This is a genomic window from Dokdonia sp. LLG6352-1, assembly GCF_045055815.1.
In the GTDB taxonomy this organism is placed as follows: Bacteria; Bacteroidota; Bacteroidia; order Flavobacteriales; family Flavobacteriaceae; genus Dokdonia; species Dokdonia donghaensis.
Genome location: NZ_CP159329.1, coordinates 1,022,696 through 1,034,502 on the forward strand (window position 1 = coordinate 1,022,696; position 11,807 = coordinate 1,034,502).

The following is an 11,807-nucleotide window of genomic DNA, read 5'->3' on the forward strand; positions in this document are numbered from 1 at the left end:
AGACTATTCCTTTAGAGAGTTAAGCAGCTCTTTGTATTCCTCACTCAGTGTCATAAGTTTATCCATAAGCAAGAAGCTGTTTTTGGGTTTGAGGAGGTTTGTATCTAACTGTCGTGATTCACAATAGTCAAAAAAGTAGTAAGCACTATTTTCTGGTAGGCCTAGCTCGTTATATAAAAAGTCATCATTAAAGACAGGGTCTTCTTTAAAGAGTTTTTCTAATTGTAAGGAAGTAATGGCTGGAGTTGTTTTTGCATTTCTCCGTCCGTCCTTTTTCTTAAATAACTTACGTGCCTTTTTAAATAGTGCAACAAAGTTAATTCCGTAAGTAGACGCTTGTGGGACGTAGAGATGCCCGTTTTTGTCAATATCTCCTAGTATAGACTGCTGGACTGTCTGCTCATAAGCCGGCGCACTAAAAGTGGTTTCTTTTTTAGGCGTATTACGCAAGAGTACCTCGTCAAGTTCATTGTTTACTTTTTTTAACTCAATGACTATGGGGCTGGTCATATCTTTTGCGGTGATCACTTTAAGTTGAGGTGCATACGGAAAGAGATAGAAAGAAACAGAATCATTTACTGCTGCCGCAATAGTAAATGAGCCATTACTAGTGCTTTGGGTTTGTATATTTCTTGACAAGTTTTTTACACTTACACCAGGTAGTGTTTGCGTTGCATTATAAATAGTCCCTTCGAGCGTCTGTGCTGAGGTATAACTCCCCACCAAGCAAAAAAGAAAAAGTAACTTATAATTCATAAACGCTTTACTCACGTTTAAAAATATAAAACTATCATAGTATCAGAAGATTATGAATCATAAAGTCTTTATAAAAAAACCAGCTCGTAATGAGCTGGTTTAAATAAGTATACTAGTAAAGTGAGATTATTACTAGTTCTCCCACATATTCTATATGTCTACCAGTTTATCATAGATGATAGCGAATAAGAAACCGCAATCCTAAACCTCCATTGCTAGGAAGCGCTAGGTTAGTATCAGAATCTTCAAATTTTAAGTCTTTAAAGTTATTAAATACATCAAAGGTTGTATACACTAGAGCTAATGAGGTAGACCATTTTTCATCTTCATCAATAAATCCTTCTACTCCTAAACCAACATTAAAAAAGACCGAGTTATCACGTTCTGTAATAGTTTCTCTTAGTGGCAGGTTATTAAGTTTATCGCCTTCAAAAAGACGCGCCTTAAATGTAGTGTTTGCGGCGAAGGAAACATTTGTAAGTGTATATAACCATATACTTTCTCTCTTTGTGAGCCGAGTTACCAAACCCGCATTTAAAAGTAGTCCTCTTACTTGCGATCTTACTTGCTGCTCTAAGACACTACCATCTCTGTTAACAACACGTATTTGAGTGTTTGGAGAGGCTCCTAGATATCCTATACTTATCTCAGGAGAGAATCGTGAGTTGCTTAAAAACCCGATACCAATTTCTGCATTTGTAAATAAGTTATCTTCATAGCCTACATTTCTAAAACCAGAAAGTGATGAGAAGATATTAATACCATCTATCTGCCCGTATGAGAGCAATGAAGTAAACGAGAGTAGCAATAATAAAAGCCGCGTCTTCATTAGTTATGTTTAAAAATCACCCACCCTAGTTCAAAACCTATGAGAGGAAATGGTCTTCCGTTAGTATCTCTGCCATTAGATCAATATGCAAAGTCATAACCAAAGCCTATTTCAAAAAGTAAACTGAGTCCAGAATTATAACTACGCTGAAAACCCCAAACACCACCTAGCGTTGAGAAATCTGTAGACCGGCTTGCTTCACTAAACAAGGCTTCTTTATTTTGGTAATTATAGACTGCAGCCACAAAGTTTCCAGAATTACCGCTTACAGATTTACCCTTTGAGACTCTCTTTTTAAGGTTGTAATAATATTTGCCCTGTGCCTCATATTTTTGAAAAAAGGCAACTTTTTTACTTCCGAAAATATCAAAGTAAGTAGGAGTTATTCCCGCCTCTGCCTTTAAAGTAAAGTTATCATATACATTATACTCATAGTTAATAGATGGGGCAAAAAGCAAGTTTGCCTTTACCATTCCTTTCTCGAGAAGTGCATCTGTCTCTTGGGCATTTATCGTTGTTACTAAGGTAATAAGTAGTAAGAAACAACTAAGCGTAGTTTTGTAAATTTTTGGCGTAGTAAGCCCTGTAATTGTATTAAACCCAGAAGGGTTGTGATTAAATAGTGACATTAAAATTGATGATTTGATTGATGTGAGCTTGCAATATATATATATATATATCCAAAAAAGCATTCAAACAAAAAAACCAGCTCGTAATGAGCTGGTTTAATTAAGATCTAGCAATGTGAGGTTATCTTACTTGTTTTCCCACACATTATCTGTTTGATCAATATCTGCCATTTTTGACGTAGGATCAATCTTCATCATCTTTACTTTACTTATAGGTGCGTCTATCGTAAAGGTATATGTAGGGTTTGTCCAAGGCCAGTCTGCGAGTTGCTCACGAGTAATGTTTGGCGTTGGGTTTGGTTTTTCGGCACGCATCATACGCAGTGGCATATAGTATGATTTTTGAGAACCGTCTGCCATATCTACATAAAGATCTATAGGCATAGGCATTAACCCTTTTCGCGTAAGCGTAACCTTTGTTTTGTTACCATCTGCCTCAACGCTTGTGATACCGTAGTCTATGGTATTTGTAGTTTGTGTCCAGTCTGTAAGATACCAGTCTAGCTCCATACCAGAAACCTTCTCTGCCGTACGTTTAATATCGTTAGGCGTAGGGTGCTTAAAAGCAAAATCGTCAAAGTATTTTTTGAGCGTTTTCTTAAGGTTATCTTCTCCTATAACGTATCCTAGTTGTGCAAGAAATACGGCCCCTTTACTGTATGCAGCGATGCTGTAAGGCATATTCTCGTTGTAACGGTCTGCGTGTGTAGTTTGTGGTTGTTCTTTACCGCTTTTTACAAGGTAGTAGTACCCTCTGTATGATCCAGCAACTGGATTAGGGTTATCACCTCCTGTAAGTTCATTTTCGGCCAGAGCAGAGATATATGAGGTAAATCCTTCATCCATCCACTCGTGCTTTGCCTCATTACTTGCCAGTAAGAATTGAAACCAAGTATGTGCCATCTCGTGTGCAGTCACACCAAAAAGGCTCCCAAACTTGCGCTCACCAGTGATGAGTGTACTCATTGCATACTCCATACCACCATCTCCTCCTTGTATCACAGAGTACTGCTTGTAAGGGTATGTACCTACGTGCTTGTTATAAAAGGCAAGTAAGTCTGCCGTCATAGGCTGTAGTTTTTTCCAGTTTGCCTTTATAGACTCTTTATTTTTATAGAAGAAGTGTAGCTCTGTATCATTTTCTCCCATAATCACATCGTGTACATACTCAGGATCTGCAGCCCAGGTAAAGTCGTGTACATTTGGCGCTTTAAAGTGCCATTGTAATTTACCACGCTTTGCGTTTTTACCAGGCTCCATAGAAGTGCCAGCATACCCGTGACCCATATCTTCTGGATCTTGTAAATATCCTGTACCACCTACGGTGTAGTTTTCATCTATTGTGATTTTTACATCAAAGTCTCCCCATACACTGTGAAACTCACGAGCGATGTAAGGATGTGCGTGCCAGCCTTCAAAATCATACTCGGCCATTTTTGGGTACCACTGTGTCATAGATAGTGCGACACCTTCTTTATTGTTACGACCACTACGGCGTATCTGTACAGGTACTTGTCCTTTAAAATCCATATTAAAGGTTGTACTTGCTCCTGGTGCGATAGGTTCTGCAAGTTGTACTTCTAGCACAGTACCGGCTACCTCATAGTTTAATTTTTTACCATCTTGAGTAAGGCTGTTTACTTTTATAAAACCTATCTCATCTGGCCCTAGCTTGCTTATGCGATCTTTAACACGACCATCTGGATCTGCAATGTTGCGCGAGCGCACATCCATCTCACTACCTGGTTGAAATGCGTTAAAGTAAAGGTGATAATACACACGGTCTAGCGTCTCTGGTGAGTTGTTTGTATACACTAGCTTCTGTTTACCATCGTACTGATAGTTTTTTACATTCATATCGATCTCCATCTCGTAGTCGACGTGTTGTTGCCAGTAAGAGGTGTTGTTTTGTGCATACGCTTTCGCGAAAGCGAACAACGATACCATCACCAGTAATTTATAAGCGTTTTTCATTATAGATTGATTTAAAGTTAAAATCCCAAATTCCACTATCGAGGAACTTGGGATTTTTAGAAATTACTAAAATTATTTTTGTAGCTCTGCTAGTTTAAAAGCATTGTACATATTGACCATCTCACCAGATTTTGAAATATCGCTAAAACGCGCTTTCTTAGTCTCATCACCTCCTAAGATAACTTGAGTACCGGTAGCAAGACCACTAGCCATTATGATCTTTTTAATGTTTGCAGCGCTTAATTTTGGATAATAGCTACGTAGCATTGCTGCAACACCAGCCGTGTTAGGCGATGCCATAGAGGTACCTTGTAAGAACTCATACGTATCTTCAGGAGTAGTACTGTATATACGTACACCAGGAGCAAATACATCTACTTGAGACTTACCATAGTTTGAGAAGCTTGCTACAAGCTCTCCACCATACTTAAGGTTAAGTGCTCCTACAGTGAGGAAAGTGTCACTCATCTCATTTACATTATCTATCTGATCGTTAGGGTATACTCTATTTGCCGGATCATCAAGGCTTATCCCTTCGTTACCCGCAGCATTTACGATAAGTACATCCTTCTTTGCCGCATATTTTATGGCTTCATAAACCCACTCTGGATTTTGAGAGTAGTATTTTCCAAATGAGGTGTTGATCACCTTTGCACCATTATCTACCGCATAGCGTATTGCTAGTGCGATATCTTTATCATACTCATCACCATCTGGTACTGCACGTAGTGCCATAATCTTGATGTTTTTATTTGCAACACCATTCATACCCTTACCATTGTCACGCTCTGCAGCAATAATACCTGCTACGTGTGTACCGTGTTTTGCACCGTCTGGCTCTGGTCCATACACGTTGTTATTACCATAGTTTGTATCTGTGATATCATAAGGATCATCACCTAGTACTTTTCTAAAATCTGCTGTTTTGTTGTAGTTTGCCTCTAGCTGATTTGTAAAGTAATCTACACCATCATTTATATTTTTAATAAACTCAGGTATTGAGTCTGCATAGCTCAACATTTGTGTTAAGAACGCAACGTGTTGCTGCATCTCTGCCGTAGGGTTTGCAATGGCTTTAAGATCTGCCGCAGTATAATCTTCTTTACCCAGCTTTGCTTTTACAGCCGCGTGCGATGTTTTAAGTTGCCCTAAAATTTGCTCGTAACGTGTTTTGTTTGCTTGTGCCTCTGTTACTTTCGTGTCATACTCACTTTTTGCTTTTTGATACTGTTGGAAGATTTCTCTTTGGTTTGCTGGTATAGAAGCTAGTGTTTTACCTTCAAACTGGCTCTCGTATCTTTTTATAATACGTACAAACTCTAGCTGCTCTGCATTTACATCACCTAGAAAATTCCATCCGTGTATATCATCTACATACCCGTTGTTATCATCATCTTTACCATTACCCGGTATCTCGTTAGGGTTTGTCCAGATTTTATTTTTTAAATCTTCGTGTTCTATGTCTATACCAGAATCTATAACTGCAACAATAACTTGCTGTCCAGTTTTATTAGGTATGATTTCTTCATAGGTGCGATTTACACTCATACCAGGTATGGTGTCTGCTTTAAGGTCTGCATAGCTCCACGCTTTTTCTTGAGCATCTGTAAGGGCAGCTACTTTAAGAGGGTTGCTATCTACATTTTCTACCGGTACTGTAACGAGTGCACTAGGCGTGTCACAGGCTGTTAGAAAAGCTGCAGCAGTAGCTGCGAGAAGAAAGGATTTTGTAGTTTGAATCTTCATATTATTAATTAAATAGTTCATTAAAGGTAAAAATATCTTTTGCACGCACACCTTTTTCGGTATGTTGTACAGTAACAAGCTCATTGTGAGCGTCGTGTTCTAGCCAGAGGTAATAATTATTATCTGCCGCTTGTTTCAAAAATCGTTCTTTTTCATCTATAGATAGAAGTGGGCGTGTATCATAACCAGTCACATAAGGTACGGGTAAATGACCTAATGTAGGTACAAGATCTGCCATAAAAACGATGGTCTTATCTTGATACTGTATATGTGGTAACATTTGCTTTTCTGTATGACCATCTGCAAAGAGAATACCAAAACCTAGTTCGCTTGTTTCTTTAAAGGCATTTTCACCACGTTCTATAAAGTGTAGATGGCCACTTTCTTGCATAGGGATGAGGTTTTCTTTTAAGAAACTCGCCTTCTCTCTATTATTAGGCTCAATAGCCCACTGCCAGTGATTTTCATTAGTCCAGAACTTAGCATTTTTAAAAGCTGGCTCATAACCCGTATGATCTTTGTTCCACTGTATGGCCCCGCCTACGTGGTCAAAATGCAGGTGCGTCATAAACACATCTGTAATATCATCTCTATGAAAACCATACTGGGCCAGTGATGTATCTATAGAGTGATCACCCCATCTATAGTAATATCCATAAAACTTCTCAGACTGCTTGTCACCCATACCATTATCAATAAGGATGAGCTTATTTCCATCTTCTATAAGGAGACAGCGCGCTGCAATATCTATAAGGTTGTTACTATCTGCAGGGTTAGTACGACTCCATATAGACTTAGGCACCACGCCAAACATCGCACCACCATCAAGTTTAAAATTACCAGCCTCAATAGGATATATTTTCATAAAAACGTGTCAATAGTAGTTGGGATGGTATTTTTTACGCTTTCGCGAAAGCGGAAAACACCTCAAAAAAAGGCTTTTATCCATCACATAAATCTCTGCAAAATACCAAAAAGAGAGTTTTTAAACCCTTATATACATTAGTTTTTAACAAAGAATTGTAACTTCACAACGAAAGCCAAAAGCTTTAAAACACTAATATCGCATCAAAACTGAATTCATATGTTAGAACTAGCCGGAATCATAATTTTAGGGATCATTGCACAATGGGCTGCTTGGCGTTTAAAATTACCTGCCATTTTACCACTACTACTCATAGGTCTTTTTGTGGGGCCCGTATCTACACTTATATCTGAAGATGGTACAAAATGGATAGAACCTATCTGGAATGGAGAAGAAGGATTATTCCCTGGAGAGAGCCTATACTATTTTGTCTCGCTAGCGATATCTATTATACTTTTTGAGGGTGGTCTTACCTTAAAACGTGATGAAATAAGAAATGTAGGCCCAGTAATTACAAAGCTTATCTCTATAGGTAGTCTCGTGACGTTTATAGGAGCTGGTCTTGCTGCCTACTGGATTTTTGGACTAAGCTTACAGATATCATTGTTGTTTTCTGGATTAATCATTGTAACCGGACCCACAGTAATATCACCTATATTAAGAAATGTACCCGTAAAGCGTGATATCTCTACCGTTCTTAAATGGGAAGGGATTCTTATAGATCCTATAGGCGCGCTTGTGGCGGTACTTATGTATGAGTTTATATCTGTAGGGGAGGGCGCTGCTTTTACAAAAACAGCGCTAGTTGAGTTTGGAAAAATTGTGCTTTTTGGTAGTACCTTTGGGTTTACGTTTGCTCACGCGCTTGCGTTTATTGTAAAAAGAAAGCTAGTACCTCACTACTTGATGAATGTTTTTACACTAGCGGCAGTACTAGGCGTATTTGTGATGTCAGACCAGTTTGCTCACGAGTCTGGACTGCTAGCCGTAGTTGTAATGGGGATGGTATTAGGTAATATAAACCTACCTAATATAAAAGAGTTACTTTACTTCAAAGAGTCACTTAGTGTACTACTTATATCGGTACTATTTATTTTGCTGTCGGCAAATATGAACCTTGTAGACCTTGAGCTACTATATAGATGGGAGACACTGGCATTATTCCTTGTAGTGGTGTTTATAGTAAGACCTATAGGGGTTTTCTTGAGTACTTGGGGCTCAGATTTACAGACTAACGCAAAGCTTTTTATCTCTTGGGTAGGTCCACGCGGTATTGTAGCGGCAGGTATTGCTTCCCTTTTTGGGTCAAAACTTCTTATTAAAGGAGAGCCTGGTGCAGAGTATATCACACCACTTGTATTTATGATTGTACTGGGGACGGTACTTCTTAACGCGACAACGGCTAGGCTATTTGCTAAGGCAGTAGGCGTATTTTTAGTAAAATCTGAAGGAATACTTATAGTAGGTGCCTCAGAAATGCCACGTCTTATTGCTAAGTATCTTCAAAAAAATGGACGCCACGTAGTCTTGCTGGATAGCAACACAAACCACATACGTATCGCAAAAGAGGCGGGGCTTATGGCAATGCAGGCTAATATTTACTCAGACGATCTTACAGATGACGTAGAGCTAAGCGATATAGGATATCTAATGTCACTTACAGGTAATAGCGATATCAATAAGTATGCGATAAACCGTTTTAGAAAACAATTTGGAGAAAACGGAGCGTACCGTCTCATCTCAAAAAGAGAGATGGACAATATAGCACAGTTACCTAAAGAAGGTCTCTTCTCTGCAACAGATGATTTTATAAATATGACTGAGGTCACAAGGCAGTATCCTACCATAAGTGAAGTGCCTATTTCTACAAAAGAAGAGTACTCAAAAGTGGCAAAAATTATTACAGATGATGATGAGATGATTCCTCTTTTTGTAAAACAGAAGGATGGAACCATACATATTATAGGGTCATTTGTACAAGAGCTTGATGTTAAGTCTTTCCAGGGGAGCCATATTGTTTATTTAGGAAAACCTTTTGATGAAGCATTGCTTGAAACTGAAAAAGACAGCGATAAAAAGGTAGAGGAACCTTTAGAAAAGGAATAGGTTTTTAGTACGCTTTCGCGAAAGCGCTCTCAACCATTCTCATATCTATAGAAACGTTACTTTATGGCTAGTGGGTAATACTTTTTCTTGTAAAAGTAAATGAGCATCCCTGCCCTAAAAAGCATCCAGACCATAAAGGCACACCATATTCCCAAAATACCCCACCCCGTGTATTTACTTATATAAAGCACGGGCACAAAGCCTAAAAATGTGGCCACAAGAAGTGTGTTACGTAACCACCCCATTTCTCCTAGACCCTTAAAAATTGAGTCTAAAGTAAAGGCAATAGCGTTAATAGGTTGCATTACAATCACCATAAAAAATACGCCATAAAATACGATAAGTACTGCATCGTCATTACTAAAGAGTAAGCCCATAGGTTTGTATAGAATAGCACAGATAATCATCAAGAAAACAGCAACAACAAGGTTATATTTTATAACTCGTTTTGTGAGTAGCCAGAGGTTGGGGTAGTCCTTTGCACCTAGCAATCTACCGCTTAATAGGTTGCCAGCCGCTCCATAGCCATCTATAAAGAATGCTGTAAAGAGCCATATATTTGCCGCAATGGTGTGGGCAGCTACTGTCTCATCACTTATTGCGGTCGCCTCACGTACAGCAAGTACAAGAGCCACATTGAGAGAAAATGATCTTATAAAGAGGTTAAGACTCATCGAGATAAGTCTTTTAATCTCAGGGTGCAGCGGTAATCGTAGTCTAAGAGAAACGTCTGTCTTTATAAGTAAAAGCACAAGCGCTAGTATAGCCATTACAGCCTGTGCTGCGAGACTTGCCCAGGCAGCACCCTTAACCCCCATAGGCTCAATAATACCGTCTATCCCGTATACAAGCATAAAGTCAAGACCTATGTTAAGAGAGGCGCCTATAATAGCCACAATCATAGGCCAGAAGGTATTTTGTAACCCTCTAAAAATTCCAAACACGGCAAAGGTGAACAGTGTAAGCGGGAAACCCCACACGCGTATATTATAATAGTCTATACTTAAAGATAACACCAACCCCTTTGCATTAAGGAGCATAAAAATCTCTTTTACAAAGAAGTATGTACTCCCTAAAACAATGATAGATAGAATGATATTAAAGTAAATAGCCTGTGCAGGTAACACTTTAATATCTTCAAGCTTTCCAGCACCTAGGTTTTGAGATATTATGGCAGAAATGGCGCTACGTGTTTGCCCTAGTATCCATATAAGCATAGAGAGAAAAGAACCTACAATACCTACAGCAGCGAGCGCTTCGACACTATTTTCTGCGATGTTGCCTACTACTGCAGCATCTGTGCTAGAGAGTACAGGCTCTGCAATACCAGCAATAAGCGCAGGAACTGCCAGCTGCTGTATGCGCTTAAAGGAAATATCTATGTTGTGCGATAGTATAGTGATAACTCAGGCTTTAAAATAATTGAGTTACAAAAATACATCTTATATAATGCGCTCATAACAATAGAAGGGATCATTACTTTGCTTTGGAAAATAGATGTTACCCAGTCTTTTATAACCACGAGATTCATAAAATTGTTGATTACGCTTGTTTTGTGAGAATGTGTCAAGCCTTAAAGATGGAGCCCCACCAAATTGTGCAGAAAAGAGAGCATAATTCATCAACTTTGTTGCATAACCCTTACCCTGCATATCTGGATATACGGCTAGTCTATGTACGTAGATATTACCCTGGGATGGAGTTAACCATTCAACATCTTCATACTCCTTATCCATAACGGTAGACACCACGATGGTCCCTATGATAGCTCCGTCTTTTTTTAAAACCACAAGTTCCTCACGGTCTATATCTTGCTCAAAAGCGGCGGCACTAGGATAATGCTCATTCCATTGATAGATGCCTTTTTCAATCATAGATTTTGCGCACGCTCTAGTGAGCGCAAGTATCTCTGGAATGTCTATTTTTTCTGCCTTTACAATCATAGTTTAAAAGTATTTTTGTAATCTTATGTAAAATTACAAATTACGGTATGAAAAATATTCTTGTTCCTATAGGTTCATCAAAGAGTGCGGTTAACACACTTCAATATGCAATAGATCTTGCTCAAGAGGTAGATGCAAATGTGTATGTTATCTCAGTGTTTCAAGAATTTTCTAAGGCAGGAAGCGCCTCAAAGTTAAACACCGTTCTTAAAGAAGATACAGAAAACACACTAGAGAAAGTGGTAAGTACGGTTGATCATAAAGGAGTCTCTGTTGTATCACACCCTATAAAAGGTGGAGTGGTAGATGGTGTAGAGCGTTTTAATAAACACGTGCCTGTAGATCTTATGGTACTCTCACCGCGCAGTAACTCTGTACGTGACGAGGTCTATCTTGGTAATACAACTGGAAAGCTCGTAAAGAGTACTAATATACCAGCCCTCATAGTGCCAGAAAACGAAACCTTTAAACAGCCATCTCAAATACTAATGGCTTTTAAAAATGGAAACTTTGATAAAAAACGTCATCTAGAACCGCTTAAAAAAATGCAAAAGCATTTTGGCACAGAGATTCAACTTTTGCACGTAGAGACACCAGAGAGTGACGATAAGATGAAAAACGTATCTGACGACCTTAAGGAGATGAGTGCATCTTATAAGACCACCTCAAACGCAACTACCTATCAAGGTGTACTTGAACATTTTCAGTCTGTAAACCCAGATATAGTTTGTGTGGTGCGTAGGAAGAGAGGTTTCTTTAAAAAACTCTGGGAAAAAAATGTAGTACTCAAAAAAGAGTTCTTTACACCTAAACCACTACTCATTTTAAGAGTTCAAGAGTAAATTTTATTTTGGGGGATTAGCTCAGTTGGCTAGAGCGTTTGACTGGCAGTCAAAAGGCCACCAGTTCGAATCTGGTATTCTCCACGCTTAAAAAATAAAAACCCATCAATTCCTATT

General features: G+C 38.7%; 11 protein-coding genes and 1 tRNA gene. 4 read left to right on the plus strand and 8 right to left on the minus strand.

Annotated elements, in window-relative coordinates; genetic code table 11:
- Positions 1-3: 3 nt before the first annotated feature.
- The 6 genes from ABVM49_RS04720 to ABVM49_RS04745 all read right to left on the minus strand — a co-directional run bounded on the left by ABVM49_RS04720 (position 4) and on the right by ABVM49_RS04745 (position 6,799).
- Positions 4-756: a hypothetical protein gene (locus ABVM49_RS04720; RefSeq protein ID WP_405203243.1), complete on the minus strand. Its 753-nt coding sequence runs from the start codon at positions 754-756 to the stop codon at positions 4-6.
- Between the two features lie 169 nt (positions 757-925).
- Entirely contained in the window at positions 926-1,585 is a 660-nt protein-coding gene (locus ABVM49_RS04725) for a hypothetical protein (protein WP_405203244.1), read from the minus strand.
- A gap of 80 nt (positions 1,586-1,665) precedes the next feature.
- Entirely contained in the window at positions 1,666-2,214 is a 549-nt protein-coding gene (locus tag ABVM49_RS04730; RefSeq protein ID WP_405203246.1) for a hypothetical protein, read from the minus strand.
- Positions 2,215-2,340: 126 nt separating this feature from the next.
- Complete coding sequence (locus tag ABVM49_RS04735; RefSeq protein ID WP_405203248.1) at positions 2,341-4,188, minus strand: M1 family metallopeptidase; 1,848 nt, start codon at positions 4,186-4,188, stop codon at positions 2,341-2,343.
- A gap of 72 nt (positions 4,189-4,260) precedes the next feature.
- A complete protein-coding gene (locus ABVM49_RS04740) occupies positions 4,261-5,955 on the minus strand; it encodes a S8 family peptidase (protein WP_405203249.1) in 1,695 nt (564 codons plus the stop codon).
- Entirely contained in the window at positions 5,939-6,799 is an 861-nt protein-coding gene (locus ABVM49_RS04745) for an MBL fold metallo-hydrolase (RefSeq protein ID WP_298349691.1), read from the minus strand. Before ABVM49_RS04745 ends, ABVM49_RS04740 begins: the two co-directional genes overlap by 17 nt.
- A gap of 219 nt (positions 6,800-7,018) precedes the next feature.
- On the opposite strand from ABVM49_RS04745, the gene ABVM49_RS04750 reads away from it, so the two are divergent.
- Positions 7,019-8,905: a cation:proton antiporter gene (locus tag ABVM49_RS04750; RefSeq protein ID WP_405203250.1), complete on the plus strand. Its 1,887-nt coding sequence runs from the start codon at positions 7,019-7,021 to the stop codon at positions 8,903-8,905.
- A 56-nt stretch (positions 8,906-8,961) separates the two neighbouring features.
- Here the strand turns inward: ABVM49_RS04750 and ABVM49_RS04755 are convergent, their stop codons facing one another.
- Positions 8,962-10,239, minus strand: coding sequence for an MATE family efflux transporter (locus tag ABVM49_RS04755; RefSeq protein WP_237747167.1), 1,278 nt, complete (start codon positions 10,237-10,239; stop codon positions 8,962-8,964).
- Between ABVM49_RS04755 and ABVM49_RS04760 the strand changes: the two genes are divergently transcribed.
- Positions 10,181-10,327 carry a hypothetical protein gene (locus ABVM49_RS04760; RefSeq protein ID WP_237747102.1) on the plus strand — a complete coding sequence of 49 codons (147 nt, stop codon included), beginning with the start codon at positions 10,181-10,183 and terminating at the stop codon, positions 10,325-10,327. The genes ABVM49_RS04755 and ABVM49_RS04760 overlap by 59 nt on opposite strands.
- 20 nt (positions 10,328-10,347) lie before the next feature.
- Here the strand turns inward: ABVM49_RS04760 and ABVM49_RS04765 are convergent, their stop codons facing one another.
- On the minus strand, positions 10,348-10,848 hold the full coding sequence (locus ABVM49_RS04765) for a GNAT family N-acetyltransferase (protein WP_405203253.1): 501 nt from the start codon (positions 10,846-10,848) through the stop codon (positions 10,348-10,350).
- 47 nt (positions 10,849-10,895) lie between these two features.
- Here ABVM49_RS04765 and ABVM49_RS04770 point away from each other — a divergent pair, with 47 nt between their 5' ends.
- Both ABVM49_RS04770 and ABVM49_RS04775 read left to right on the plus strand, forming a co-directional pair.
- Positions 10,896-11,690, plus strand: a complete 795-nt coding sequence (locus ABVM49_RS04770) for a universal stress protein (RefSeq protein WP_405203254.1) — start codon at positions 10,896-10,898, stop codon at positions 11,688-11,690.
- 10 nt (positions 11,691-11,700) lie between these two features.
- Positions 11,701-11,774, plus strand: a tRNA-Ala gene (locus ABVM49_RS04775).
- The last annotated feature ends 33 nt before the right edge of the window (positions 11,775-11,807 follow it).

Bases quoted from the DNA above. Each gene is read 5' to 3' on its own strand.
- ABVM49_RS04720 (WP_405203243.1), bottom strand. From the start codon at position 756: ATGAATTATAAGTTACTTTTTCTTTTTTGCTTGGTGGGGAGTTATACC.
- ABVM49_RS04725 (WP_405203244.1), bottom strand. From the start codon at position 1,585: ATGAAGACGCGGCTTTTATTATTGCTACTCTCGTTTACTTCATTGCTC.
- ABVM49_RS04730 (WP_405203246.1), bottom strand. From the start codon at position 2,214: ATGTCACTATTTAATCACAACCCTTCTGGGTTTAATACAATTACAGGG.
- ABVM49_RS04735 (WP_405203248.1), bottom strand. From the start codon at position 4,188: ATGAAAAACGCTTATAAATTACTGGTGATGGTATCGTTGTTCGCTTTC.
- ABVM49_RS04740 (WP_405203249.1), bottom strand. From the start codon at position 5,955: ATGAACTATTTAATTAATAATATGAAGATTCAAACTACAAAATCCTTT.
- ABVM49_RS04745 (WP_298349691.1), bottom strand. From the start codon at position 6,799: ATGAAAATATATCCTATTGAGGCTGGTAATTTTAAACTTGATGGTGGT.
- ABVM49_RS04750 (WP_405203250.1), top strand. From the start codon at position 7,019: ATGTTAGAACTAGCCGGAATCATAATTTTAGGGATCATTGCACAATGG.
- ABVM49_RS04760 (WP_237747102.1), top strand. From the start codon at position 10,181: ATGTTGCCTACTACTGCAGCATCTGTGCTAGAGAGTACAGGCTCTGCA.
- ABVM49_RS04765 (WP_405203253.1), bottom strand. From the start codon at position 10,848: ATGATTGTAAAGGCAGAAAAAATAGACATTCCAGAGATACTTGCGCTC.
- ABVM49_RS04770 (WP_405203254.1), top strand. From the start codon at position 10,896: ATGAAAAATATTCTTGTTCCTATAGGTTCATCAAAGAGTGCGGTTAAC.